The organism is Streptomyces sp. NPDC003691 (assembly GCF_053981115.1).
On the sequence record NZ_JBSFNQ010000035.1, the window covers coordinates 14,713 to 40,707 of the forward strand.

General features: G+C 75.3%; 22 protein-coding genes, 1 pseudogene and 1 riboswitch. Of the genes and pseudogenes, 12 read left to right on the plus strand and 11 right to left on the minus strand.

All coding sequences use genetic code 11. From position 1 onward, the window contains the following. Positions 1-2 precede the first annotated feature (2 nt). From ACWDR0_RS18160 to ACWDR0_RS18175, 4 genes are all read right to left on the minus strand, one after another. Positions 3-644: a DUF6286 domain-containing protein gene (locus tag ACWDR0_RS18160; RefSeq protein WP_456352688.1), complete on the minus strand. Its 642-nt coding sequence runs from the start codon at positions 642-644 to the stop codon at positions 3-5. Then, entirely contained in the window at positions 641-994 is a 354-nt protein-coding gene (locus tag ACWDR0_RS18165; RefSeq protein WP_456352736.1) for an Asp23/Gls24 family envelope stress response protein, read from the minus strand. The genes ACWDR0_RS18160 and ACWDR0_RS18165 overlap by 4 nt, the downstream gene beginning before the upstream one ends. 131 nt (positions 995-1,125) lie before the next feature. Then, entirely contained in the window at positions 1,126-1,317 is a 192-nt protein-coding gene (locus ACWDR0_RS18170; protein WP_456352737.1) for a hypothetical protein, read from the minus strand. A gap of 57 nt (positions 1,318-1,374) precedes the next feature. Beyond that, positions 1,375-1,845 carry an Asp23/Gls24 family envelope stress response protein gene (locus ACWDR0_RS18175; RefSeq protein WP_456352689.1) on the minus strand — a complete coding sequence of 157 codons (471 nt, stop codon included), beginning with the start codon at positions 1,843-1,845 and terminating at the stop codon, positions 1,375-1,377. Between the two features lie 165 nt (positions 1,846-2,010). Between ACWDR0_RS18175 and ACWDR0_RS18180 the strand changes: the two genes are divergently transcribed. Next, complete coding sequence (locus ACWDR0_RS18180; RefSeq protein WP_456352690.1) at positions 2,011-2,742, plus strand: hypothetical protein; 732 nt, start codon at positions 2,011-2,013, stop codon at positions 2,740-2,742. 216 nt (positions 2,743-2,958) lie between these two features. On the opposite strand, the gene ACWDR0_RS18185 is transcribed toward ACWDR0_RS18180, so the two are convergent. The 6 genes from ACWDR0_RS18185 to ACWDR0_RS18210 all read right to left on the minus strand — a co-directional run bounded on the left by ACWDR0_RS18185 (position 2,959) and on the right by ACWDR0_RS18210 (position 10,265). Further along, positions 2,959-3,774 carry an enoyl-CoA hydratase/isomerase family protein gene (locus ACWDR0_RS18185; protein WP_456352691.1) on the minus strand — a complete coding sequence of 272 codons (816 nt, stop codon included), beginning with the start codon at positions 3,772-3,774 and terminating at the stop codon, positions 2,959-2,961. Between the two features lie 242 nt (positions 3,775-4,016). Beyond that, on the minus strand, positions 4,017-4,238 hold the full coding sequence (locus ACWDR0_RS18190; RefSeq protein ID WP_006123601.1) for a helix-turn-helix domain-containing protein: 222 nt from the start codon (positions 4,236-4,238) through the stop codon (positions 4,017-4,019). A 390-nt stretch (positions 4,239-4,628) separates the two neighbouring features. Continuing rightward, positions 4,629-6,227: an ABC-F family ATP-binding cassette domain-containing protein gene (locus tag ACWDR0_RS18195; RefSeq protein ID WP_456352692.1), complete on the minus strand. Its 1,599-nt coding sequence runs from the start codon at positions 6,225-6,227 to the stop codon at positions 4,629-4,631. A 263-nt stretch (positions 6,228-6,490) separates the two neighbouring features. Next, a complete protein-coding gene (locus ACWDR0_RS18200) occupies positions 6,491-8,098 on the minus strand; it encodes a hypothetical protein (RefSeq protein WP_456352693.1) in 1,608 nt (535 codons plus the stop codon). Between the two features lie 148 nt (positions 8,099-8,246). Then, positions 8,247-9,371, minus strand: coding sequence for an alpha/beta hydrolase (locus tag ACWDR0_RS18205; protein ID WP_456352694.1), 1,125 nt, complete (start codon positions 9,369-9,371; stop codon positions 8,247-8,249). A gap of 222 nt (positions 9,372-9,593) precedes the next feature. Further along, entirely contained in the window at positions 9,594-10,265 is a 672-nt protein-coding gene (locus tag ACWDR0_RS18210; RefSeq protein ID WP_456352695.1) for a class II aldolase/adducin family protein, read from the minus strand. A gap of 258 nt (positions 10,266-10,523) precedes the next feature. Here ACWDR0_RS18210 and ACWDR0_RS18215 point away from each other — a divergent pair, with 258 nt between their 5' ends. The 7 genes from ACWDR0_RS18215 to ACWDR0_RS18245 all read left to right on the plus strand — a co-directional run bounded on the left by ACWDR0_RS18215 (position 10,524) and on the right by ACWDR0_RS18245 (position 19,730). Then, entirely contained in the window at positions 10,524-11,795 is a 1,272-nt protein-coding gene (locus tag ACWDR0_RS18215; protein WP_456352696.1) for an inorganic phosphate transporter, read from the plus strand. A gap of 12 nt (positions 11,796-11,807) precedes the next feature. Further along, positions 11,808-12,029 (plus strand): hypothetical protein, encoded by a 222-nt coding sequence (locus ACWDR0_RS18220; RefSeq protein ID WP_456352697.1) that lies wholly within the window; start codon positions 11,808-11,810, stop codon positions 12,027-12,029. A 304-nt stretch (positions 12,030-12,333) separates the two neighbouring features. Further along, a riboswitch (cobalamin riboswitch) is annotated at positions 12,334-12,452 on the plus strand. Positions 12,453-12,485: 33 nt separating this feature from the next. Next, entirely contained in the window at positions 12,486-13,520 is a 1,035-nt protein-coding gene (locus tag ACWDR0_RS18225) for a cobalamin biosynthesis protein (RefSeq protein WP_456352698.1), read from the plus strand. Between the two features lie 235 nt (positions 13,521-13,755). After that, positions 13,756-15,477 (plus strand): cobyric acid synthase, encoded by a 1,722-nt coding sequence (locus tag ACWDR0_RS18230; RefSeq protein WP_456352738.1) that lies wholly within the window; start codon positions 13,756-13,758, stop codon positions 15,475-15,477. Then, positions 15,474-17,582, plus strand: a complete 2,109-nt coding sequence (locus ACWDR0_RS18235) for a putative cobaltochelatase (protein WP_456352699.1) — start codon at positions 15,474-15,476, stop codon at positions 17,580-17,582. Before ACWDR0_RS18230 ends, ACWDR0_RS18235 begins: the two co-directional genes overlap by 4 nt. Positions 17,583-17,586: 4 nt before the next feature. Then, entirely contained in the window at positions 17,587-18,186 is a 600-nt protein-coding gene (cobO, locus tag ACWDR0_RS18240; RefSeq protein WP_456352739.1) for a cob(I)yrinic acid a,c-diamide adenosyltransferase, read from the plus strand. Further along, positions 18,180-19,730, plus strand: a complete 1,551-nt coding sequence (locus ACWDR0_RS18245; RefSeq protein WP_456352700.1) for a cobyrinate a,c-diamide synthase — start codon at positions 18,180-18,182, stop codon at positions 19,728-19,730. The genes cobO and ACWDR0_RS18245 overlap by 7 nt, the downstream gene beginning before the upstream one ends. A 260-nt stretch (positions 19,731-19,990) precedes the next feature. On the opposite strand, the gene ACWDR0_RS18250 is transcribed toward ACWDR0_RS18245, so the two are convergent. Further along, positions 19,991-20,755 (minus strand): ZIP family metal transporter, encoded by a 765-nt coding sequence (locus tag ACWDR0_RS18250; protein WP_456352701.1) that lies wholly within the window; start codon positions 20,753-20,755, stop codon positions 19,991-19,993. A 264-nt stretch (positions 20,756-21,019) separates the two neighbouring features. On the opposite strand from ACWDR0_RS18250, the pseudogene ACWDR0_RS18255 reads away from it, so the two are divergent. The 4 genes and pseudogenes from ACWDR0_RS18255 to ACWDR0_RS18270 all read left to right on the plus strand — a co-directional run. Continuing rightward, positions 21,020-21,499, plus strand: a pseudogene (locus tag ACWDR0_RS18255) (cobalamin biosynthesis protein); the annotation flags it as partial. Between the two features lie 1,610 nt (positions 21,500-23,109). Beyond that, on the plus strand, positions 23,110-24,180 hold the full coding sequence (gene cobC / locus ACWDR0_RS18260) for an Rv2231c family pyridoxal phosphate-dependent protein CobC (protein ID WP_456352702.1): 1,071 nt from the start codon (positions 23,110-23,112) through the stop codon (positions 24,178-24,180). Positions 24,181-24,342: 162 nt separating this feature from the next. After that, on the plus strand, positions 24,343-24,630 hold the full coding sequence (locus tag ACWDR0_RS18265; protein ID WP_456352703.1) for a hypothetical protein: 288 nt from the start codon (positions 24,343-24,345) through the stop codon (positions 24,628-24,630). Positions 24,631-25,056: 426 nt separating this feature from the next. Further along, on the plus strand, positions 25,057-25,971 hold the full coding sequence (locus tag ACWDR0_RS18270) for an aminoglycoside phosphotransferase family protein (RefSeq protein ID WP_456352704.1): 915 nt from the start codon (positions 25,057-25,059) through the stop codon (positions 25,969-25,971). The last annotated feature ends 24 nt before the right edge of the window (positions 25,972-25,995 follow it).

Below are 25,995 nucleotides of genomic sequence, written 5' to 3' on the forward strand. Positions count from 1 at the left end.
TCTCATCTCTTCTTCCGGGGCGGCCGCACCACCCGTACCGACGGCACCGGCGGTTTCGCCAGGCCGAGTTCGCCGACGGCGTCCGCCAGGGCGGTCTCCACATCGGCCCGGACGTCGTCGAGGTCGCGGAAGTGGGCGCCCACCCGTACCGATGCCTTGCGGCGCCCCACCCGGACCCGGGCCGACCGCACCCCGGCCACCTCCAGTACCCGGTCCCGGAGCACCAGGGCGGCCGCGTCCCGGGTCAGCCCGGCCCGGACCGGGCCGGGCGCGCCGGGGTCGGCGTCGCGGCGCATGGGCAGCAGTGAGCGCAGCCCGGGGGCGAGGGCCATCAGCAGCAGCCAGAGTCCGACGGCGGCCGCGACCGCGGCACCGGCCATGGCCCAGGTGGAGTCGAGCCGGGTCGTCGCGAGCCAGTCCGCGGCCTCCCGCCGCCAGGCCATGGCCGGGCGTCCGGCGCGTACCGCCGCGACGTCGTAGAGGAGCAGCCCCGCGGCGCCGAGGACCACCAGGGCCAGCAGACCCGCCGGAAGGCGTCGTACGGACCAGAAGCGGCGGGCACCGGCGGCGGGCGCGCCGGGCGGGGGCGGGGCGCCGGGGCCGTCGGCCGGGACCGGTCCGGGGCCGGAGGCGTGCGCGCTCACCGGACCCCACGCTCCGCCGCGCCGCGCGGATGTGCCGGAAGCAGTCTCTCCACGGATACGTCCACCTCGGGAACGTCCATTCCGGTCAGCGAGTTGACCCGTGCGACGACATGGCGGCGTACCGCACCGCACTGCCGTCCGATGTCGGAGGGGTAGCCGAGGTCGAGACTGATGCGGACCCGGGCGGCGTCCCGGTGCACCACGACTCCCGCGTGCGGCGCGGAACCGCCCTCGGGTACGCGGCCGATCGCCTCCCGCGCGGCCTGTGCGGCGATCTTGGCGACCACCCGCTCGGCGATGACGGTGGCACCCCGGTCGCCCGCGGGAACCCGCCCCGGGGCCCCCGGCACACCGGCGGCCCCGCGGGCGTCGTCGTCCGGACCGCCGTCGCGGCCGCGGGGCGGTACGGGGCCGCGCGGGCCGGTACCACCCGGAGCCACGGGACCGCCGGGGCCGCCCCGGTCGTCACCGGCCACCCGCGTCACCGGGTCCGGTCGCCGCGCTCACGGCCCCGGAAGAAGTCGCCGGGTTCCAGATCGCCGTCCAGGAAGCGGCCCGCCACAAAACCCACCGCGCCGAGCGCGGCGATCAGCAGGAACGCCCCGAAGCCACCGAAGTACCCGGCGAAGCCGAGTGCCATGCCGGCCAGCAGGCCGACCGCGGACATCCTCATCATCAGCTCCTTCGTCTCCGACCCGCCGCCACCGGGGTCAGGCCCCGGAGCGGGCGGCTACTGGAGCCGCGATTCCGGCTCCTCTTCCTCCTCCTCGGGGAGCTTCACATCGCTGACGGCGATATTGACCTCGACGACTTCGAGGCCCGTCATCCGCTCCACCGCGGAGATCACGTTCTCCCGCACCGCGCGGGCGACATCGGAGATCGACACGCCGTAGTCGACCACGATCTCCAGGTCGAGGGCCGTCTGCACCTCCCCGACCTCGGCGTTCACCCCCCGGGTCACACTGGCCCGGCCACCGCCCGGCACCCGGTCGCGAACCGCGCCGAAGGTACGGGAGAGACCGCTGCCCATCGCGTGGACGCCGACCACATCACGGGCCGCGAGCCCCGCGATCTTCTCGACGACACCGTCCGAGATGGTGGTACGGCCCCGGGAACCGGGGTCGCCGCCGCCGCGCTTGGTGACGGACGTCCTCCGCGGCTCGCCGCCCGAGCCCGTTCCACTGGTTGCGGTGTCACTCATGCCGGTGTCCTCTCCAGGCCCCTGCCTACGGTGCCGGGCGCGGCGGTCGAAGGACCGGTGTGCCGTTCCGCACGGCACGGCCGCACCCATTCCGGAATGCACCCTTTCGATCCACACTAAGGGCGAATGCCCGGTTATGCGCCGGGGGTACGGCAGGCTGGGCCCATGACCACTGCCGACGCGGTACGGGGGCGGCTCGCCCTGGGCCGGATCCTCCCGCTGGGACCCGCCGGGGACGGGGCCTGGCTGACGGAGCAGGCCGCCCGGGCGGCGCTGGAGCGGGCGGCGGACCGGATCTCCGGGGTACGGCTGATCGGGTCCCGCCGGGGCGCGCCGGGGCTGCGGCTCGCCCTCGACGACCCCTCGTCGGCGGTCGGCGCCCCGGTGCCGGCGCCGCCCGGAGCGCTGCCGCACGGGCCGCTGCGGATCGACGGGGAGGTCGCGGTGGCGCGGACGGCGCTGGAGCGCGCGCCGCTGCCCGAACTGGCCGCCGCCCTGCGCGACGCCCTGCTCACGGCGGCGGAGGCGCTGGACCTGGAGGTCGCCGCGGCCGATCTGCGGATGGCGAGCCTGCTCGACCCGGCGGAGGAGGAAACGGAAGCGGAAGCCCGGTCCGGGCGGAGCGGGACGGCCCCGCCGGTCACGGTGCCTCCCGGGGATCCGGCGGAGGAAGCGGTCGCGGCGGTGGCGGGGGTGGCCGGACTGACCGGGGTGCTGGGCCGTCCGGTGCGCCGGACGGCCCGCGGGCAGTCGGTGGAGTTCGCGGTGGCCGCCGGTCACCGGCCCCTGACGGTCGTCCGCGCGGTCCGCGCGGCCCTGTCCGCCGGGGCGGCGGACCTCCCGGTGTCCGTCCTGATCACGGCGGTGCACCCGCCGTCCGCGGCAGCCGGGAACTGAGGCCCGGCACCTCGCCCGGGGGCGCCGGCCCCGCCGGTTCCGCCCCGGGGAACGTCACCGGCCCCGGGGCCCCGGCAGCGGGATCACTAGGCCCGTCGCCGCACGGCGGACAGGCGCACCACCGGCCGGTGAGGATGTGCGCTGGTTACGGCCGTACGGCAGGCGGCACCCGCCCGGCCCGCGCCGCCGCTGCCCGTCGGCCCGGCCCGACGGCCCTCAGTCGCCGAGGCCCGCCAGATCGCGCAGCCGGCGGGCCTGGGCGGCCCGCTCGGCGGTGCGCTGGTCCTCGTACGAGCGGGTGGCCGCGCCCTGGAGCAGGGCCTTCGTCTCCACGACGGCGTCCCGCGGCGCGGCCAGCAGCGCGGTCGTCAGATCGGCGACCGCCGAGTCCAGTTCGGTTCCGGGTACGACGAGATTGGCCAGGCCGGTGCGCTCGGCCTCCTCGGCGTGGACGAAGCGGCCGGTGGCACAGATCTCCAGGGCCCGGGCATAGCCGACCAGGGACACCAGGGGATGGGTGCCGGTCAGATCGGGCACCAGCCCGAGGCTGGTCTCGCGCATCGCGAACTGCACGTCCTCGGCCACGATCCGCAGATCGCAGGCGAGGGCGAGCTGGAAGCCCGCACCGATGGCATGGCCCTGCACCGCGGCGACGGAGACCAGGTCGGCCCGCCGCCACCAGGTGAACGCCTCCTGGTACTCCGCGATCGCCGCGTCCAGCGCGGCATCGTCACTGCGCGCCAGGTCCAGGAAGGACGGTTCGCCCTCGAAGCCCTCGGGGGTGAACGCCTGCCGGTCGAGCCCCGCGGAGAAGGAACGGCCCTCGGCGCGCAGCACCACGACCCGGACCGCGCCCGGCAGGGAGCGTCCGGCCAGCGCCAGCGCCCGCCACATGGCGGGTGACTGGGCGTTCCGCTTCTCCGGGCGGACCAGCGCCACCGTCGCGACCGCGCCGTCGATCCGGAGCCGGACTCCGTCCTGCTCCAGCACGGTGTCGGCGGCGGGCCGACGCACAGTCTCCGGCGTAGTCATGGGGCGCCTCCGGTACGGGTGGGACACGGTGCGGACCACGCTAGACTAAGCGACCGCACAGTAACCACCCGGCCGACCAGGGAATCCGGCCGGGTGCACACCCTGCCGACCGGGGTACCGACCCCGACCGGCTCCGGCACGCCCGCTCTCGACGGGCCCGTCACCACCGCGCGTACGGCGCGAAGACGGGCCGGGCCGTGAGGGCCGTAAAGGCGCTTTCCACGGACGAGCGCCGCGGAGCGTCAGGCCGATGCGGCCTTTTTGCCCCGGGTCGCCCCGCCGCGTCCGCGCAACGTGACTCCGGACTCACTCAGCATCCGGTGGACGAATCCATAGGAGCGGCCGGTTTCTTCGGCCAGCGCCCGGATACTCGCACCGGAGTCGTACTTCTTCTTCAGGTCTGCCGCGAGCTTGTCGCGCGCGGCGCCGGTAACCCGGCTGCCCTTCTTCAGAGTCTCGGCCACCCGTGCCTCCTCATGGGAAGTGCGCTCTGGACTTCTCATGATCACCCCTTGCAGGCTTCCTGGCCACCCATTCGGCAAGGTCCATGGGACGACCTTTGCCGTGCAAAGCCGCGTCCAGTCGCCCGGAATCCCGGATCCGAGACCCTCCGGAGCCCGGCCCGGAAGCCGGATTCCGGAAGAGTTGGCAGGTCAGAACGGGTGCACAGGGAGACGTAAGACCCCCGGCGGGGGGCGGGTGCAAAAACCACTCCCCCACCAGCAACCACACCGGGGTACCAGAGCGTCTCACTCAGATGACGGATCACCCGTGGGCCGAATGATCCATACGGAAGTGATCACCGCCGACGCCCCCGAGCGGGCGCGGTCCACGCCCGGCGGGCCCGCCGGTGCTCAGGCGAGAGCCACCAGGTCCGCGTAGTCGGCACCCCACAGGTCCTCGACACCGTCCGGCAGCAGAATGATCCGCTCCGGTTCCAGTGCTTCCACCGCGCCCTCGTCGTGGGTGACCAGGATGACCGCGCCCTTGTAGGTGCGCAGGGCGCCCAGGATCTCCGCGCGGCTCGCCGGGTCGAGGTTGTTGGTGGGCTCGTCGAGCAGCAGCACATTGGCCGCGGAGACCACCAGGGTCGCCAGGGCCAGCCGGGTCTTCTCGCCGCCGGAGAGCACCCCGGCGGGCTTGTCGACGTCGTCACCGGAGAAGAGGAACGAGCCCAGGGTCTTGCGGACCTCGACCAGGTCGAGGTCGGGCGCGGAGGAGCGCATGTTCTCCAGGACCGTGCGCTCGGGGTCGAGGGTCTCGTGCTCCTGGGCGTAGTAGCCGAGCTTCAGACCGTGACCGGGGGTGACCTCGCCGGTGTCGGGCTTCTCCACCCCGGCGAGCAGCCGCAGCAGGGTGGTCTTGCCGGCGCCGTTCAGACCGAGGATGACGACCCGGGAGCCCTTGTCGATCGCAAGGTCGACATCGGTGAAGATCTCCAGGGAGCCGTACGACTTGGAGAGGCCCTCGGCCCGCAGCGGGGTCTTTCCGCAGGGCGCGGGCTCGGGGAAGCGGAGCTTGGCGACCTTGTCGGCCATCCGGGCGTCCTCCAGCCCCGCCAGCAGCCGCTCGGCCCGCCGGGCCATGTTCTGCGCGGCGACCGTCTTGGTGGCCTTGGCACGCATCTTGTCGGCCTGGGCGTTCAGCGCGGCGGCCTTCTTCTCGGCGTTCTGGCGCTCCCGCTTGCGGCGCTTCTCGTCGGCCTCGCGCTGCTGCTGGTAGAGCTTCCAGCCCATGTTGTAGACGTCGATGGTGGCGCGGTTGGCGTCGAGGTAGAAGACCTTGTTGACGACCGTCTCGACCAGGTCGACATCGTGGGAGATGACGATGAAACCGCCGCGGTAGGTCTTCAGGTACTCGCGGAGCCAGACGATGGAGTCGGCGTCGAGGTGGTTGGTCGGCTCGTCGAGGAGGAGGGTGTCGGCGTCCGAGAAGAGGATCCGGGCCAGCTCCACCCGGCGGCGCTGGCCGCCGGAGAGGGTGTGCAGCGGCTGGCCGAGCACCCGGTCGGGCAGGCCCAGCGCGGAGGCGATGGTCGCGGCCTCGGCCTCGGCGGCGTACCCGCCCTTGGTGAGGAACTCGGTCTCCAGGCGCTCGTACTTCTTCATCGCCTTCTCGCGGGTGGCGCCCTTGCCGTTCGCCATCCGCTCCTCGTTCTCCCGCATCCGCCGGAGCACGGTGTCCAGCTCACGGGCGGAGAGGATGCGGTCACGGGCGAGGATGTCGAGATCGCCGGTGCGGGGGTCCTGCGGGAGGTAGCCGACCTCGCCGGACCGGGCGATGGTGCCGCCGGCCGGGACGCCCTCGCCCGCGAGGCATTTGGTGAGGGTGGTCTTCCCGGCGCCGTTGCGGCCGACGAGACCGATGCGGTCGCCCTTGGCGACACGGAAGCTGGCGGACTCGATGAGGATGCGGGCGCCGGCGCGCAACTCGATGCCGGAAGCGGTGATCACGGACAGACTCCAGAAACGGCGGTATGGACGGCGGGAGGGTGGGCGTCTGGTGCTGCTACGCCGTCTATTGCGCGAGGAGAATGGCCATGGGGCCAGTTTAACGGGGTGTGCAAGTGCTTTTGCCGCCCCGGGCGGGCGGGGCCGGGCAGGCGGCGGGAGCGGGGGCGGGCCCCGGCCGGGGCGGCACCCGCCGGGCGGCAGGCCCCGCGCGGGCCGGGGCCGGGTGCCCGTGCGGGGCACCCGGCGGGAACGTCGCGGAACGTTCAGGCACCGCCGGTGTGGACCTGGAAGGCCGCGCGGCGCAGCGCCTTCGCCAGGGCCGGATCGGGATGGGCGGCGGCAAGGGCGACCAGTACCTGGACCGTCCGGGGATGGCCGCCGGAGCGGACCTCCTCCAGCAGGGCGGGCACGGTGCCCTGGACCGCCGCGTCGAGATGGCGCAGCAGCAGCTGGGGCTCCCCGTGGTCGGCGACGGCCGCGGCGGTGTCCACCCAGAGCCAGGTGGCTTCGGCGCGGGTGAGGACGTCGTGGGCGTCCTCGGGGTCGACGCCGTCGTACTCGGCGAGCCAGAGCAGGGCGTACGGCCGCAGGGACGGTTCGGCGGCGGCGGACCGGACCTCGGACTCGGCGGGGGCGCCGACCACCCGGAGCGCCTCGAAGGCCAGTCCGCGCAGCAGGGCGTCCTCGCCGCGGGCGACGGCGAGCAGCTCCGCGACGGCGCCGGAGACGGTGCGGGCGGCCAGCCAGGCGCGGTACTCGGCGCGGGCGGGCCCGGGGGTGAGCCGGGCGCAGCCGCGGAGCATGTCCTCGGCGGGCTGCTCGATGTTCCCGGCGGGGCTCTGGGCGGCGACGCAGATCTGCTCCAGCTTGACCCAGACCGCCCAGTTGCCGAGCGGGGTGAGGGTGGCGGAGCGGCCCCGGTCCAGGGTGAGCGCGCCGACGGCGGCGAGCCCGTCGAGGGCCCAGTCGAGCAGGAGCGCGACGGGGGCGGGGGCGAGCGCGGGGACGGGTTCGGCGGCGCCCGGTCCGGTGCGGACGTCCGGCCCCGTGACGGCATCCGGTACGACGTCCGGTCCCGTGTCCGGTACGACGTCCGGTCCGGCGGGGGCGCCGGGTCCCGCGGTGCCGCCGGGCCCGGCCTGGGCGTCCGCGCGGGCTCCGGTCCCCGGTTCAGCAGGAGTGTCCCGTTCCGCGGGAGTCTCCCGTTCCGCGAGGGTGTCCGGGGCGGTCGCACCGGGGGCGCAGGCCACCTCGCAGCGTTCCTCGCGCAGTTCGGCGACCCGCTGTTCCAGCAGGTCGAGGAGTGCGGGCACCGGCACCGGTCCGGCGGAGAGCTGGAGGAGGGAGAGCAGTTGCGGGACCGCCTCCACCACCTCGGCGACGGCCGTGGGCGGTACGTCGCCGGGGGCGGGGTGCACCAGCGACCAGGCGTCGAAGAGGGCGACCCAGCCGCGCAGGACGGCCATGTCGTCGCGGTCCCAGGCGCGCAGCCGCCAGCCGGGGCGGGCGGTGCCTCCGTGGAGTTCGACGAGACCGGCCAGCCGGGCCCGGTCCCAGCCCGCGCGGACCTGGTCGAGGCTGAGCGCGAGGGCGGCGGCGGCGCGTTCCTCGGTACCGCCGGTCAGCGGGACCGTACCGGCGGCGTCACCGTCGACGGCCGCTGCCCAGCGGGCGATACGGACCGCCTCGGACAGCACTCCGCGGGCCTGGCGGGCCAGTTCGGACGGGGGTGGGGTGCCCTCGGGGGGCCTCGGCGCGGGCCGGGTGCGCCGGGTGGTCACGGCCTTGCGTGCGCTGGTCAGCGGTCGCGGGCGGACAAGACGGAGTCTGGGGTTGCGCGCCAATTGCTCATCAGGCTTTCGGGACGTCACGGGGAGCAGTCTTCCCGTTGACGGGCCGAAAGCCCAAACGGAACCGGGCGGACCGGGCCGGGAAGGTGGTCGGGGCGGGTACGGCGGTCCGTGCGGAAGCCCGGTGCGACGGCGTGTGCCGGGGCGCGCCGCGGGGCGTGCGGCGAGGTCACATCAGGGGGGTGAGGAAGCGGCGCAGGGCCTCCTCGTAGGCGCCGGGCCCGGCGTTCCACATGGCCGCGTGCGGGGCGTCGAGCACGGCCCGCAGGGTGATCAGTTCGGGGCGGGCGGCGGCGAGTTCCCGGGACGGCCCCCAGGGGGCGACGGTGTCGCCGGGCCCGTGGAAGATCAGGGTCGGTACCCGGACGGACCGGGCGTCGGCGGCGACCGGGACCCGGTCCCGGTAGAGCCCCGCCCGGCCGCGGGCGGCGCGGACCAGCAGCGGGACCAGGGGGGACGGGGTGTGCCGGGCGCGGGCCAGGGCTCGCAGGGCCGCCTCCTGGTCGAGTACCGGGGAGTCGAGCACCAGCCCGGTGATCCGCTCGCGGAGGGCGGAGTTCGCCGCGGTGTGCAGGGCCATCGTGGCGCCGGTGGACCAGCCGAGGAGCACGATGCGGCGGGCGCCCCGGCCGGCGGCGTACCGCAGGGCCGCGTCCAGATCGCGCCACTCGGTGTCGCCGAGGTGCCCCAGACCGTCGGGCGACGGGGGCGCGCCGGGGTCGCCCCGGTAGCTGACGGCGAGTACGGGGAGTCCGCGGCGGTGCAGGAACGGCAGCAGGTTGAGGGTGTGCTCGCGGGTGGCGCCGAGGCCGTGGACCGCGATCACCCAGGTCTCCCGGGCGCCGGGCACGAACCAGGCGGGGAGCGGACCCAGCTCGCCGGGGACGGTGACCTCCTCGTAGGCGATACCGAAGGCGGCGGCGGGGTCGCCGGTGTGGAGGCGGGGGGTCATCCGGACCTTGCTGCCGCGCGCCGGGGGGTGCGGGGCGGCGGATTCGAGGCGGCGGACGACGGTGTCGGGGGACGGGGAGAGCCCCTCCAGGACGGGTCCGGCGACGGCATGGACGCCGGGGCCGGACAGCCCGTAGCGGCCGGGGCGGAGGGAGGCCAGGCTGCGGGTGAGCGTGATCCGGCCGGGCTCGGCGGCATGGACGGTGAGCCGTCCGCCGCCGGGCAGGGCCCGGTCGGGCGCGGGGCGGAGCACGGCGTCGACGGCGTGCCGGGCGGCGGCGACGGCGGTGCCGATGCCTGCGAGCGTGGTGACGGCGGCGGCCGTCGCGGTTACCGGGCGCACCGTTCCAGTGTGGTGACCCCGGCGCGCCTCTGCCAGTGGGGCGCCGCCCGGCGGGGCACGGGCCGACCGGCCGGGCGGGCCGGGGGCGGGCCCGGGGTGGTGCCGCACCGGGGCTGCCCGGGGCGGAGGGCGTACGTCCCCGGGGCCGCCGGCCCCGGGGCGTCCGTGCAGGCCGGGGTGGAGGGCGTACTCCCCGCCGCCGGCCCCGGGTCGTCCGGGGCGTCAGCCCCCCTGGCCGTACCCCCGCAGCTTCCCGCCCGCCTCCGCCAGCTCCTCGGGGCCGAGGAGTCGTGGGGCGAGCCCGGGGACGGATGAGGCGAGCAGCCAGACGCGGCACATCCACTCCAGCTGTGCCGTACGGTCGTACGCCTGGTCCAGCGTCCCGCCCACCGCGACCGTCCCGTGGTTCCCCAGCAGACAGGCCCGGCGGCCGTCCAGCGCCCCGAGCATCTTGGCGGCGAGTTCCTCGGAGCCGTAGAGCGCGTAGGGCGCCACCCGCACCGGTCCGCCGAGGTCGGCCGCCATGTAGTGGACCGGCGGCAGCTCGGTGACGAGGGTGGAGACCGCGGTGGCGTGCGCCGCGTGGGTATGGACGACCGCTCCCACGTCCCGGGAGCGGTGGACCGCCAGATGGAGGGGCAGCTCGCTGGTGGGTTCGAGGGTCCCCAGGACCCGGCGTCCTTCGAGGTCGACGGCGGTGATGTCACCGTCCGTGAGCCGGTCGTAGGGGACTCCGCTGGGGGTGACCAGGATCAGCGGTCCGACCCGGGCGGACACATTGCCCGAGGTGCCCACCACGAGCCCCTCCGCCGCCGTTCTGCGGGCCGTGGCGACCAGATGCCGCCAGGTCTGTTCGATAGCGCCGTCGGACGCGTGTGCGGTCGCTTGGGTCATGGGGGGATCCTGTCAGCCGGCGGATGCGCGGGGCAGGGCTCCCGTGATGCATATCACCGCAAGATCGGATGAACGGCACTTTCCGCCCCCCGAGGCGCCGCGGCGCCCGGCATCCAGGCCCCCGAAAGGGCCCCCGAAGCCGAAACGGAATGATGAGAACCGCTTGGGGTCACCCCCAGTCCGGCCCCAGTTCACCTTCCGTTCACCCAGGTTACCTACCTTCGGCGAGCCACTGACCTCCAAAGATTGCCTGGGTAAATGGAACACATCACGCTGCTGCTCGCGATTGTGATCGTGACGGCTCTCGTGTTCGATTTCACGAACGGTTTCCACGACACCGCCAACGCGATGGCCACCACCATCTCGACCGGCGCCATGAAGCCCAAGAGCGCGGTTGCGATGTCCGCCGTGCTCAACCTCGTCGGCGCGTTCCTGTCGGTGGAGGTCGCCAAGACGATCTCCAGCGGCATCGTCGACGAGGCAGGCATCACCCCAGAAGTCATCTTCGCGGCGCTCGTCGGCGCCATCCTCTGGAATCTGCTGACGTGGCTGGTCGGACTGCCGTCCAGCTCCTCGCACGCCCTGATGGGCGGTCTGATCGGTGCGACCGTCGCCTCCGTCGGTTTCAGCTCCGTCAACGGCGGCACGGTGATCACCAAGGTGCTGATCCCGGCCATCGCGGCGCCGCTGGTCGCCGGTATAGCCGGTTACATCGGCACCCGGCTGACCTACCGCATCGGCCGGAACACCGACCTGAAGAGCACCGACAAGGGGTACAAGGCGGGTCAGATCGCCTCCGCGGGCCTGGTCTCCCTGGCTCACGGCACCAACGACGCCCAGAAGACGATGGGTGTCATCACCCTGGCCCTGGTCGCCGGCGACATCCTCGCTCCCGGCTCCAACCCTCCGATGTGGGTCATCGTCTCCGCCGGTGTCGCCATCGCCCTGGGTACGTACCTCGGTGGCTGGCGCATCATCCGCACCATGGGCAAGGGCTTGACCGACCTCCAGCCGCAGCAGGGCTTCGCCGCCCAGACCAGCGCCGCGACGGTCATCCTCGCCTCGTCGAACCTCGGTTTCTCCCTCTCCACCACGCACTCCTGCTCCGGTGCCGTGATGGGCTCGGGCCTCGGCCGCAAGGGCGGTGTGGTCCGCTGGTCCACCGCCACCCGGATGTTCGTGGCCTGGGGTCTGACCCTGCCCGCCGCCGGTCTGGTCGCCGCCGCCTCCGAGTTCGTGACCAAGCAGGGCGACTGGGGCGTCGCCGCCGTGGCGGTCTTCCTGGTGGCCTCCTCCGCCGCGATCTGGGTGATCTCGCGCCGTCAGGTCGTGGACCACACCAACGTCAACGATGTGGACGAGCCGGCCGGTGACGAGTCCCCCGGCGTCGTCACCACGGCCATCGCCGCCGTCACCCCGCCGCCGCCCGCCGGTGCCGAGGCCGACAGCCTGAAGGCCACCATCCACTCCACCCCCTCCGCCGCGCCGTCGGCCCCCGAGACCGGCCCGGCCAGCCCGGCCGCGGTGTAAGGACAGATCAGCATGAAAATCGACTGGGTAGCCCTGGGCTCCGTCTTCGGTGTCAGCCTCATCGCCACCGTCGGTCTGGTGGGCCTGTTCGCCCTCGGAGTCATCGCTCTGACCAAGCAGGAGGCGGCCGCCGCCAAGGGTGGTTCGACGATCCTGCCCCGGACCGGTGCCTACGCCTGCTTCGCGGCGTGCGCGGTCGCCGTGTCGTACGGCATCTACCTCATCGTCACCTGATCCGCGCCGCCGCCGGTGCCGCCCCGCGCGGCGGCAGCGACGGCAGGAAACGGCCGGGCCCGGCACCCCTGTGGTGCCGGGCCCGGCCGTTTCCGTGTCCTGGCCCGGCTGTTTCCGTGTCCTGGGCCCGCTGTTTCCGTGTCCTGGGCCCGGCTGTTCTCGTTGTGCCGGCCCGCTGTTTTCGTGTACCGGCCCGGCCGTTCCTCGTACGGACCCTGCCGCCGACGGCCGTATGTGTCCCTGCGCACACTGCTCCGCCGCAGGTCAAGGGCGAGTTGACGGCCGTTCTCACCCCGTGGTGGACTGCCGGGGCCATTACGGAGGCAGCAGAGGAAGCCGGTGCGAATCCGGCGCGGTCCCGCCACTGTCACCGGGGAGCAGTCCCCGGAAGCCAGGAACTCTCGCCTCCGTTCACGTCGAACCAGGGCGCGGACACCCTGAGTGAGGACATTCGCCATGCGTGGCAACGGCTCAGCCCCGCCCGGCCGTCCCGGAGCCGACCGGATCTTCGCGTACGGCGCGACGGCCGGGCTCATCGGGGACCTGTTGCTCGGCGACCCCCGCCGGGGCCATCCGGTCGCGCTGTTCGGGCGGGCCGCGGGCGCCGCGGAGCGGTTGCTGTGGCGTGATCACCGCGGCTGGGGCGCGCTGTACGCCGCCGGGTGCGCGGGCGGTGCCGTCGCCGTCGCGGCGGGCGCCGTACGCGCGGTGCGCCACGCTCCCCTCGCCTCCGCCGCGCTGACGGCCGCCGCGACCTGGGCCGTGGTCGGGGGTACGTCCCTGGCCCGGGAGGCACGGGCCGTCGGAGACGCGCTGGCCGCCGGGGATCTCGAAGCGGCCCGGGCGAGGCTGCCCCATCTGTGCGGCCGGGACCCGCAGGCGCTGGACGGGCCGGAGATGGCCCGGGCGGTGGTGGAGTCCGTCGCCGAGAACACGTCGGACGCCGTGGTGGGCGCCCTGGTGTGGGGGGCCGTGGCCGGGGTGCCGGGGCTCGTCGGTTTCCGTGCCGTCAACACGCTGGACGCCATGGTGGGGCACCGTTCGCCGCGCCACCGCCGGTTCGGCTGGGCGGCCGCGCGTCTGGACGATGCCGCGGGCTGGCCGGGAGCACGGCTGACGGCGGCGCTGGCCGTGGTCGCGGGCGGTGACCCGCGGGGTGCCGTACGGGCCTGGCGGGCGGACGCGGGCCGGCATCCCAGCCCCAACGCGGGACCGGTCGAGGCGTCGTTCGCGGGCGCGCTGGGGGTACGGCTCGGCGGCACGCTGGCGTACGGCGGCCGGGTGGAGCACCGGGCCGTCCTGAACGGCGGCGCGCGACCGGTCGCGGTCCCGGACATCGAGCGCGCGGTACGCCTCTCGCGGCGGGTGGGCGTACTGGCGCTGGGGGTGTGTGTGGCCGGACGGTGGGCGCTGGGGCGGCTGGGGTCTTCGGGGCCTCGGGGGCTGTCGGGGCGGCAGAGGGTGACGGATTTTTCCCGGAGCGGACGGTAGTCCACAGGCTCCGGCGGAGTGCCGGCGCGAGGTCCAGCATGGGATCCGATCCGGTTCGCCGCGGCCGCCGTGCGAGGGCTCCGGCCGGTCCGGTTCGTACGCGCGGCGGAGGCCGGGCGGGCGGGACACACGGCACACGCGGAACGTGCACGACACGCAAGGCATGCAGGACACGCAGGACACGCAGGACACGCACGGCATATCAGGGGTACGGGACGGAGAGGGGGCGGTGAGGATGGCGGAGCGCCGGCCGGGCGGCGGGCTGCTGGTCGCCGGGACGACCTCGGACGCGGGCAAGAGCGTGGTCACCGCGGGCATCTGCCGCTGGCTGGCCCGCCAGGGGGTCAAGGTCGCGCCGTTCAAGGGGCAGAACATGTCCCTGAACTCGTTCGTGACACGGGACGGCGCCGAGATCGGGCGGGCCCAGGCGATGCAGGCACGGGCGGCGAACACGGAGCCGTCCGCCCTGATGAACCCGGTGCTGCTGAAGCCGGGCGGCGACCGCACCAGCCAGGTGGTACTGCTGGGCAGACCGGTCGGCGAGATGAGCGCCCGGGGGTACTTCGGCCGAGCCGGGCGGCGCGAGGAGCTGCTGACCACGGTTCTGGGCTGCCTGGAGGAACTCCGCAGCACGCACGACGCCGTGATCTGCGAGGGCGCCGGCAGCCCGGCGGAGATCAACCTGCGCCGTACGGACCTGGTGAACATGGGCGTCGCCCGCGCGGCGCGGCTTCCCGTGCTGGTCGTCGGGGACATCGACCGCGGTGGTGTCTTCGCCTCCTTCTTCGGGACGACGGCCCTGCTCGACGCGGCGGACCAGAGCCTGATCGCGGGCTATCTGGTGAACAAGTTCCGGGGGGACGTGGAGCTGCTGCGGCCGGGGCTCTCCATGCTGACCTCCGTGACGGGACGGCCGTTCTTCGGAGTGCTGCCGTACGCCCACGGTCTCGGCATCGACGAGGAGGACGGGCTGCGGGTGTCGCTGCGCGGGGCGGTGCGCGAATCGCTGGTGGCGCCGCCGGTCGGCGCGGAGATCCTGCGGGTCGCGGTCTGCGCGGTACCGCTGATGTCGAACTTCACCGATGTCGACGCGCTCGCGGCCGAACCGGGTGTGGTGGTGCGGTTCGTGGACCGGCCCGAGGAGCTGGTGGACGCCGATCTGGTGATCGTGCCCGGCACCCGGGGCACGGTGCGCGCGCTGGACTGGCTGCGCCGTCGCGGTCTGGCGGACGCCCTGGTGCGCCGGGCCGCCGAAGGCCGTCCGGTGCTGGGGATCTGCGGGGGCTTCCAGCTCCTCGGCGACCGTATCGACGACGAGGTGGAGTCCCGGGCGGGCTCCGTCGAGGGGCTGGGACTGCTGCCGGTACGGGTGCGGTTCGCGGCGGCCAAGACGCTGGCGCGGCCGTCCGGTTCGGCGCTGGGCGAGCCCGTCGAGGGGTACGAGATCCATCACGGCGTCGCCGAGGTCCTCGGCGGGGAGCCGTTCCTCGACGGCTGCCGGGTCGGAGAGGTGTGGGGCACCCACTGGCACGGCTCGCTGGAGAGCGACGGCTTCCGGCGGGCGTTCCTGCGCCGGGTCGCCGAGGCGGCGGGGCGGCGCTTCGTGCCCGCTCCGGACACCTCGTTCGAGGCGCTCCGCGAGGAGCAGCTCGACCGGCTCGGCGATCTGATCGGGGAGCACGCGGACACCGGCGCGCTGTGGCGGCTGATCGAGGAGGGTCCGCCCGCCGGGCTGCCGTTCGTGCCGCCGGGCGCCCCGCCACCGGTCGCCGCACCGGCCGCCGCCGGATCGCCGGTGGACCCGGATACGGACCCCGCGGCAAGCCCTGCGGCGGACACGGCGGCAGCCGGGGTCCCCGTGGCGGACACGGCGGTGGGCGGGGCGCCGGCCCCGGTACCGGCGGCGCTTCCGGACAGCGGTCCGGAGGGACTGAAAGGACTGGAAGGAGACGCATGAGCAGGACGACCTATCCGTTCACGGCCCTGGTCGGCCAGGACGATCTGCGGCTCGCGCTGCTGCTGAACGCGGTGTCGCCGCGGGTCGGCGGGGTGCTGGTGCGCGGTGAGAAGGGGACCGCGAAGTCGACCGCGGTCCGGGCGCTGGCGGCGCTGCTGCCGACGGTCGCCGTGGTGCCCGGCTGCCGGTTCTCCTGCGACCCCCGCGAGCCGGACGGCGACTGTCCGGACGGTCCGCACGAGGCGGGCGAGGGCGGCCGGCGGGCGGCGCGGATGGTGGAACTGCCGGTCGGGGCCTCCGAGGACCGCCTGGTAGGCGCCCTCGACATGGAGCGGGCGCTGGCGGAGGGCGTGAAGTCCTTCGAGCCGGGGCTGCTCGCCGACGCACACCGCGGCATCCTCTACGTCGACGAGGTCAATCTCCTCCACGACCATCTGGTGGACGTCCTGCTGGACGCGGCCGCGATGGGCGCGTCGTACGTGGAGCGCGAGGGCGTATCCGTACGGCACGCCGCCCGGTTCCTCCTGGTGGGCACGATGAACCCGGAGGAGGGCGAGCTGCGGCCGCAGTTGCTGGACCGGTTCGGGCTGACCGTCGAGGTCTCGGCGTCCCGGGAGCCGGAGCAGCGGGTGGAGGTCGTCCGGCGCCGGCTGGCCTTCGACGACGACCCGGTGGCCTTTGCGGCGCGCTGGGCGGGCGAGGAGGACGCGCTGCGGGAGCGGGTCACGGCGGCCAGGGCGCTGCTGCCCCGGGTACGGCTCGGGGACGGCGCGCTGCGGCGGATAGCGGCGACCTGCGCCGAGTTCGAGGTCGACGGGATGCGGGCGGACATCGTGATGGCCCGTACGGCGACGGCGCTGGCCGCGTGGGCGGGCCGGGAGGACGTACTGGCCGAGGACGTCCGGCAGGCGGCGCTGCTGGCGCTGCCGCACCGGCGGCGGCGCAATCCGTTCGACGCTCCGGGGCTCGACCAGGAGCGGCTCGACGAGACGCTGGAGCGGTTCGCCGATCAGGACGACCGGGACGGCGGGGGCGGCGCGCCGGAGCCGGAGCCAGGTCCCGGCGGGGCGCCGGAGGGCGGCCCGGAGGGGGATCCCGATCCGGATCCCGACGGGGACGGTCCGGGCCCCGGTGGCCCGGACGGGGGCGGCGGGCTGCCGCCGCAGGACGGGCCGGACGGTCCGGACGTGCCGTCGGGGGGCGATGCGTCCGCGGCGCCGGAGGCCGGGGACGGCGGACCGCCGCCCGGAGGCGGTGGGGAGCAGCGGGCGGTGGCGGCCGGTGAGCCGTTCCGGACCAAACCGCTGACCGTGCCGGGGACGGGCGACGGGGCCGCCGGGCGGCGGTCGAGGGCGCGGGCGGAGCACGGCCGGACGACCGGGGCGCGGCGGCCCCGGGGTGCGCTCGGTCCGCTCCATCTGGCGGCGACGATCCGGGCCGCCGCGCCCCATCAGCGGGTGCGCGGGCGGCGCGGACCCGGGCTGGTGGTGCGCCGGGACGATCTGCGGCAGTCGGTCCGGGAGGGCCGGGAGTCCAATCTGGTGCTGTTCGTGGTGGACGCGTCCGGTTCGATGGCGGCCCGGCGGCGGATGGGCGCGGTCAAGGGGGCGGTGCTGTCGCTGCTGCTCGATGCCTATCAGCGCCGTGACAAGGTCGGGCTGGTCACCTTCCGGGGCCGCGAGGCGGAGCTGGTGCTGCCGCCGACGTCGTCGGTGGACACGGCCGCGGCCCGGCTCGAACTGCTGCCGACCGGGGGCCGGACCCCGCTGGCGGCGGGGCTGTTGAAGGCCCATGACGTGCTGCGGGTGGAGCGGATGCGCGATCCGTCGCGGCGTGCGCTGCTGGTCGTGGTCACGGACGGCCGGGCGACCGGCGGGCCCGATCCGGTGGCGCTGGCGGGCCGGGCCGCCGGGCTGCATGCCGCCGAGGGCACGGCCTCGGTGGTGGTGGACTGCGAGTCGGGCCCGGTGCGGCTCGGGCTCGCGAACCGGCTGGCCGGCGATCTGGGGGCCGCCGTGGTGACTCTCGACGGTCTCCGGGCCGAGGCGATAGCCGGTCTGGTGAAGGACGTACGTACCGCTGGTGACAGCAGAAGGGCCGCGTGACCATATGCCGCAGGGACAGCCGTCCGTCGTTCCCGACGACGGGCTCACCACTCGCCAGCGCCGCAACCGGCCCCTGGTCCTCGTCCACACGGGGCCGGGCAAGGGCAAGTCGACGGCCGCGTTCGGGCTCGCGCTGCGCGCCTGGAACCAGGGCTGGCCGATCGGGGTGTTCCAGTTCGTCAAGTCGGCGAAGTGGAAGGTCGGCGAGGAGCGGGCGCTGCGGGTCCTCGGGGATTCCGGGGAGGGCGGCACCGTCGACTGGCACAAGATGGGTGTGGGCTGGTCGTGGGTGCAGCGCGACCGGCAGCTCAGCAACGAGGAGGCGGCCCGGGAGGGCTGGGAGCAGGTCAAGCGGGACCTGGCCCGGGAGACGTACCGGCTCTATGTGCTGGACGAGTTCGCCTACCCGATGCACTGGGGGTGGGTGGATCCCGCGGAGGTGGTCGAGGTGCTGCGGGACCGGCCGGGCAACCAGCATGTGGTGATCACCGGCCGCAACGCCCCCGGGCCGCTGCTCGACTTCGCGGATCTGGTCACCGAGATGGGCAAGGTCAAGCACCCGATGGACGCGGGGCAGAAGGGGCAGAAGGGCATCGAGTGGTAGCACGTCTCGTTGTCGCGGCGCCCTCGTCGGGCAGCGGCAAGACCACGGTGGCGACGGGGCTGATGGCCGCCTTCGCCGGAACCGGGCTCGCGGTGTCGCCGCACAAGGTGGGCCCCGATTACATCGACCCCGGGTACCACGCGCTGGCCACGGGCCGGCCGGGCCGCAACCTGGACGCGTATCTCTGCGGTCCGGAGCTGGTGGAGCCGCTGTTCCGGCACGGCGCCGAGGGCTGCGATCTGGCGGTCGTGGAGGGCGTGATGGGCCTGTACGACGGGGCGTCGGGGCTCGGTGAGCTGGCGTCCACGGCCCAGGTCGCCAAGTTGCTGCGGGCGCCGGTGGTGCTGGTCGTGGACGCGTCGTCGCAGTCGCGGTCGGTGGCCGCGCTGGCCCACGGGTTCATCTCCTTCGACCCGGAGGTGCGGATCGGCGGGATCATCCTGAACAAGGTCGGCTCGCCGCGCCACGAGGAGCTGCTGCGGGACGCCCTGGAGGCGGTGGGGGTCCCGGTGCTGGGGTCGCTGCCGCGGGGCGCCGCCGTGGCGACGCCCTCGCGCCATCTCGGCCTGGTACCGACGGCGGAGCGCGCCGCGGAGGCGGTGGACGCGGTGGCGGCGATGGCGGCTCTGGTGCGGGAGCACTGCGACCTTCCGGGGCTGCTGGCGCTGGCGCGTTCGGCTCCGGCGCTGAGCGCGCCCGTGTGGAGTCCCGTTCCGGAGGAGCGGGCGGAGGGGCGGCCGGGGATGCTTCCCGGGCTCGTTCCCGGTGCCGCGGCGGCGCCGGTCGCCCGGACGTCCTCCCCGGCCCCCGTTCCGGTCTCCGCCGGAGCCGGGGCGCCGGGTGCGGCGGTGAACGGCTCCGGTGCGGCGGGGGGCGCCTCCGCCGGGGGGCCGGGCGGGCTGTTGTCCGGTTCCGCCCGGAGGCCGCGGAGCGGGACCGGGAGCGGTCCCGTGGTGGCGGTCGCGGGAGGTGCGGCGTTCACCTTCGGGTATACGGAGCACACCGAGCTGCTGCGGGCGTACGGCGCCGAGGTGGTGACCTTCGATCCGGTACGGGACACGGCGCTGCCCGAGGGCACCGCGGGCATCGTCATCGGCGGCGGGTTCCCCGAGGTCTACGCGGAGGAGCTGTCCGCGAACGAGCCGATGCGCCGGGCCGTAGCGGGGTTCGCCCGGGACGGCGGGCCGGTCGCCGCCGAGTGCGCCGGGCTGCTCTATCTGACGCGCTCGCTGGACGGGCTGCCGATGTGCGGTGTGCTGGCGGCGGACGCCCGGATGACCGGCAGGCTGACGCTGGGCTACCGCGAGGCGGTCGCCGTCGGGGACAGCGTGCTCGCCGCCGCGGGGACCCGGATCCGGGGGCACGAGTTCCACCGGACCGTGGTCGAGCCGGGGACGGGCGAGGAGCCCGCCTGGGGGCTGCTGAGGCCCGAACGGCGGACCGAGGGCTTCGTCCGGGACGGGGTGCACGCGAGCTATCTGCACACCCACTGGGCGGCCGTGCCCTCGGTGGCGGGCCGGTTCGTGGAGCGATGCGCCCGCTGAACGGCCGGGGCAGGGCCGGTGCGGGTCGGGACGGGGCCGGCCGGGACCGGGCTGCGGATGCCGCGGCGCCCGGGGCCGCGGGAGTACCGGGCCCCGGACGGCTCAGGCCCGGACCGGAGCTGTCCGAACCCTCCGAAGAATCGATTCTTCAGGTAGTCGTCCGGTGGGCTCGGGTCCCCTCGGCGCCGGTCACCGCAGCGGCGAGCCCGGGGGCGCCGGGTGTACCGAGGGTGCCGGGGGTGCTGCGGGCCGGGGCCCGGTCATTCGGCGAGGCCGACCACCAGCCAGATGAAAGCCACGCCGCCGACGGTGCACAGCAGGGTGGAGCGCGCCGGGTGGGTGTGGTGGGCCTCCGGCAGGATCTCCGCGGCGGCGAGATAGAGCAGCGCGCCGCCGAAGAAGCCGAGGTAGGACCCGAGCGCCTCCACCGGGATGGTGAACAGCAGGGTGGACGCGGCCCCCACGACGGGTGCGCAGGCGTCGGCGAACAGCATGGCGACCGCCTTGCCCCGGGTGTTTCCGTAGGCGCTGGTCAGGGTGTAGGTGTTGAAGCCGTCGGCGAAGTCGTGGGCGATCACCGCGAGCGCGACGGTCAGCCCCATGGCCTCGCCGACCTGGAAGGCGGCGCCGATGGCGATGCCGTCCATCAGGCTGTGCCCCACCATCGCGGCGGCGGCCGTCAGCCCGACCTGCGGCACCCGGGGCCGGGCGGCGGCACCCGCGCCCGGTTCCGCCCCGGTGCCGGAGTCCGGGGCGCCGTGCGCGGCGCTCCGTGCGGCGAGGAGACGTTCCACCAGATGCGCGGTCAGAAAGCCGCCGACGAAGAGCAGCAGGGCCTGCGGGACGCCGAAGACGGGGGTTCCGGCCGCGTCCAGCGCCTCCGGCAGCAGGTCGAGTCCGACGACCCCGAGCATCAGCCCGCCCGCCAGGCCCAGCACGAGGTGGCGCCGGTCGGTGACACGATGGGCCGCCCAGCCGCCGAACAGCGTCATCAGGAACGCGCCGAGCGCGACGAACACCGCCATGCGCCCTTGCTAGCGGATCGGACCCCGTCGTATCCGCTTCACACCCGCGCCGTTCACCCGTTTGCCGGAGCACAGGGCCCGTCGGCCGCCGGAGCGCCGGACCCGGAGCTGTCTCGGACGCCGGAAAGCCCGCCCCCGGGTCGGCCGGGCGCGGAGGGCCATGGGCTGGTGGTGGACCCGTCCGGGAGCGGGCGTCCGGAGGTTCCGGGCGTTGACCGGCCCACCCGGGCCGGTTCGGCGCGGGTGCGGTGGACGGCGGCGGGCCGGGCGCCCTCCCTGGTCGTCGGGGTCGGGGCGGCGCGCGGGACACCCGGCGCCGAGGTGCTCGGACTGATCCGCGCCGCGCTGCGCACGGCAGGGCTCGTACCGGAGGACGTAAGGGAACTGGCGACCGTGGACACGAAGGCCGGAGAGCCGGGCATCGTCTCCGCCGCCCGGGCCCTGGACGTGCCCCTGGTGACATATCCGGCCGAACGCCTCGCGGCGGTCTCCGTACCGAATCCGTCGGGGGCGGCCCTCGCGGCCACCGGCACACCGTCGGTCGCGGAGGCCGCGGCGCTGGCGGAGGGCGGCGAGCTTCTCGTACCGAAGCGCAAGTCGGCGCCGAAGGGGCGCCCGGCCGGGGCCACCTGCGCGGTGGTGCGCCGGGCGCAAAGCACTCGGCCCCCGCCGGACACGCCCGCGCCGGGCCGCGGGCGGCCCCTGCCGCTGCCTGCGGGCCGGGTCCTGTCGGCGCCGCCGGCCGCCCCGGGGAAGCCCGTCCGGCCCGCGCCGGCGGCGGATGAATCCGGCCGCCCACCGGTACCCGGCAGCGTGGATCCGGCGTGCCTGGACATGATGACCGTCGTGACGCTCGGCAACACGGCCACCCGCGCGAGCGCGGGCCGCGCGGCGACCCCGCACGGCAACCGGTGGCAGTCATGACGGCGGACACCCCACCGCCGCGGAGACCCGGCGCCCGTACCACGGGTGCGTACGCCCGCGCTCGAAGCGCCCGGGCGGAGTACGCATGCCCGGACGGAGCCGCGGGGCGCACGGGCCGGGGTCCCGCCGCCCCCGGCGGCCGCCCCGCCCACGCGGGCGCGGTGGACGACCACGCCCCCGCGGGAGTGCCGCCCGTGCCGGGGAGACCGTCCCTCGCCCGCCCCGCCCGCACCGCCCGCACCGTGCCCGCCGCGGCAGCGCCCCGTACCCGGGCGGGTTCCTCCCCCGGCGCCGGAACACCCGGCCCGCGCCGCCCCGGCTCCCGGTACCGCTCCGGCCGCCGCCTCCGGACCGGGTGCCCGGCCGTCGGGGCGCGGCGTGCGCACGGCCGTCCACGCCCCCACCGCGCTCCGCACCCCGTCACCTCACCGTCCCCGCCCGCCCGGTGGCCCGCGGCGCGTCCGTCACCCGTGGGCTCCCGGCAGACCACCCCGGGGCGTGGCGCGTCCGCCCGCCGGGCCGCGGCGCCCGGCCGGGGGCACCGGAGCCCCGCCGTACGGCCCGTGCTCCCGCCCCGCGCCCCCGGCGCCCGGCCGGCGGGAGCGCGGGGAGCCGTGCGGGCCCGGGTACGCCGGAGGGCCGACGGCGGACGGAGGCAATCCGCGCATGACCGTCCACCGTGTGGGTACTCCCCCGGAATCGCCCGTTCAAGGACGAAGTGCCAAGTCGGGTTCCGTTTTTGGGGCCCGGCGTGGGAACGTCGTCTTCCGGCCATACCGCGGCAACCCCGCCCGCCGTGCGTCAACCCTCCGCTGCCACCCTCACCCCGGAGCTGCCCCATGAGCCGTGCCGTTCGTCCCATCGAGCGGGAGCCGCGCCGCGGACCCCGCACCCGGCGCGGCACGGTCCGCCGCCGGGGCGGTGCCGGAAACTCCTCCCCGGCCTCCCCCACCGCCCCCGCCGCCCCGGGCGGTTCCGCCCGGTTCCCGCGCGGCGCGCGGTCCGCACGCCGCGCGGGAACCGGGCCCGGACCCGGTACGGACCGCGCGGACGCCGGGTCCTCCGCAGCCCCGGCCACCCCTCCCGCCCCGGCCGCCGCACCGTACGCCCTCACCCCCGCCCGCTCCGCCGGGTCCGGTGCGACGGCGCACCACCCCAGCACCGCCCACACCGAGGAGAACGCGTGACCACCCCGCCCTCACTGCTGATAGCCGCCCACGGCACCCGGGAACGCACCGGGACCGGGAGCGCCGCCGGGCACCCGGCCCACCCCACGGCAGGCACTCCGCGCATCACACACACCACACACACCACAGGCACGGAACACACGGAACACACGGGACATGCAGGGCAGAGAGCGCGGAGAGCGGGCGGGGAACACCACGGCCCCGGGGGACACGGAAAGCGCCGGCACAGCGACCACGGCAGCCATGTACACGCCCACTGACCCTTTCGACCTGCGCCACCACGGTGACGCGGAGATGCGGGACGCCGCCGCGGGCCTGACCGACCTCGCGGTGAACGTGCGTACCGGCACTCCGCCCCCGTGGCTGCGCGCGCGGATCATGGACTCACTGGTGTCGCTCGCGGCCTATCCGGACGGCCGGGCAGCCCGGGCAGCCGTCGCCGAGCGGCACGGCCTCCCGGCCCGCCGGGTTCTGCTGACGGCCGGTGCCGCGGAGGCGTTCGTCCTGATCGCCCGGGTGGCCCGGGATCTGGGCGTACGGCGTCCTCTGGTCGTCCATCCCCAGTTCACGGAGCCGGAGGCGGCGCTCCGGGACGCCGGTTTCGAGGTGTCCCGGCTGCTGCTCCGCGAGTCGGACGGCTTCGCGCTGGACCCGTCCGCGGTGCCCGAGGACGCGGATCTCGTGGTGATCGGCAATCCGACGAACCCGACATCGGTGCTGCATCCGGCCTCCGCGGTCGCCGCGCTGGCCCGGCCGGGGCGGCTGCTGGTCGTGGACGAGGCGTTCATGGACGCCGTACCGGACGAGGCCGAAACCCTCGCCGACCGTACGGACGTCCCCGGCCTGATCGTGCTGCGCAGTCTCACCAAGACCTGGGGTCTGGCCGGGCTGCGCATCGGATACGTCCTGGCGGAACAGGAGACCGTGGACGCGCTGGAGCGTGCGCAGCCCCTGTGGCCGGTGTCGACGCCCGCACTCGCGGCGGCCGAGGCGTGCATGGATCCGGCGGCGCTGAAGGAGGCCGAGCAGGCGGCCCGGCAGATCGCCGTGGAGCGCGCCCATCTGCTCGCCGGGCTGGCGGAGTTCGACGAGGTGCGGGTGGTGGCCGCGGCGGAGGCGTCGTTCGTCCTGCTGCATGTACGCCATGGCGCGGAGGTACGGGAGCGGCTGCGGCGGCTCGGTTTCGCCACCCGCCGCGGTGATACGTTCCCCGGGCTCGGACCGGACTGGATCCGGATCGCGGTCCGCGACCGGGTCACCACCAACCGGTTCCTCCAGGCCCTGGACCAGGCACTGGCGATGGTCGGCGCCTGACGGCACCGGGCGGGGCCCCCGCGCGGGGGTCCTGCCCGGGCGCCGCGGCGCGCCCCGGCCACCACCGCCCGCACCCTGATATCGCGTCAGCCGGTCACCCGCTGGGTATAGGACGTTCGCCCGGCGGACTCCCCGCCGGACTGTGACCGGAAAGGCGCGGGCGTGAACCGGAACCGACGACGAGTAGTGGCCTCCGCGGCCCTGTTGTTCCTGGCCGCGGAGGCGGCCGCCGTCCAGCTGTTCCTGCCGGCGCGCCAGAGCGTCCGGCTCGGAGTGTGCGGCGGGCTCGGCGGGGCGACCGCGTTATGGCTCTGGGCGATGCTCAGAGTTCGCCCGGCGGCCGACGAGTCCTGTACGGAGCGCCGGCGCCGGTCCGGCGGAGCGCCCCCGTGCGAGGGCGGCCGGGTCACCGCCGCCCGCTCCCACGGCCGCGGCTCCCGGCTGCCCTGACCCCGGAGGTCCCGCCCGCCCGGGCCGCCGGGCGCGGCTGCGCGATCCGCCGGGGGTGTTACGGATCAGGCCGTACCCCGGGGCGTGTCCGGACCGTCCGGGCAGTCGGGCAGTCGGGCAGTCGGGCAGTCGGGCAGTCGGGCAGGTAACGCACCGGGTCGTGGCCGGGGCACGGCGGACCACCGTGGCGGTACGGCTCCCCGGATGCGGTGCCGGAACTCGCCGTCGCCGGGCAGGCCACGACCGAGTCGGCGACGCGGACGCGCCGCCGCAGCACCGGTGGCCGGTGCGACGGGAGGTGAGCGGAACACCGGGGCGCCCCCGGAGCACCCGCGGCCGGGAAATCCGGTCGACAGGCGTCCCGCAACGCACTGGAATGGCCCCGGCCGTCCGCCGCACGGGGCGGGCCGAATCAGGGAGTTGTTCTTGGCGACCGACGGGACCGCAGTCGGGGGAACCGCGGACGTCCGGCCCGCGATCGACGCCGCACTGGCCGCACGCCTGGTCGGTACGCAGTTCCCGCAGTGGGCCGGGCTGCCCCTGGAACGGCTGGACCCGGCCGGCTCGGACCATGTGATCTACCGGCTGGGCGACGAGTTGACCGTCCGGCTGCCCCGTCATACCGGCGCCGCCGGGCAGGCCCGGAAGGAGTTCGCATGGCTGCCCCGGCTCGCCCCGCGACTGCCCCTGGCGGTACCGGTACCGGTGGCGGTCGGAGAGCCCGGCTTCGGCTTCCCGTGGCCGTGGGCGGTGTCCCGCTGGCTGGACGGCGAAGTGGCGACCGCCGGGGAGTTGGCCGATTCCCCGCGGGCCGCCGTTGAACTGGCCGGCTTCCTGAGCGCCCTTCAGCGGTTCGATCCCGGGGAGGTTCCGGCCAGGGGCGCCCGCGAGGGCCTCGCCTTGGAGCCGCTGGCCGCACGCGACCGCACGACCCGGGCCGCCATCGCGGAGGTGGCGGGCACGTTCGACCGGGCGGCCCTGACCGCGCTGTGGGACGCCGCGGTCGGCGCGCCCGGACGGGACGGCCCTCCGGTCTGGTGCCACGGGGACTTCCACACCGGCAACCTCCTGACCACCGACGGCAGGCTCAGCGCGGTCATCGACTTCGGCGGACTCGGCGTCGGGGACCCGGCCTGCGATCTGATGATCGCCTTCACGCTGATGTCGGCGCGGAGCCGGGCCGTCTTCCGCGACGCGCTCGGCGTGGACGACACCACCTGGCTCCGCGGCCGCGGCTGGGCGCTGGCCACCGGCCTCAACGCCTATACGTACTACGCCGCCACCGACCCGCGAGTGGCCGCGCAGACCACCCGTCAGATCACCGAGGCGCTGATCGGCTGAGTCCTGTCCGGGCGGTCGTCGCGG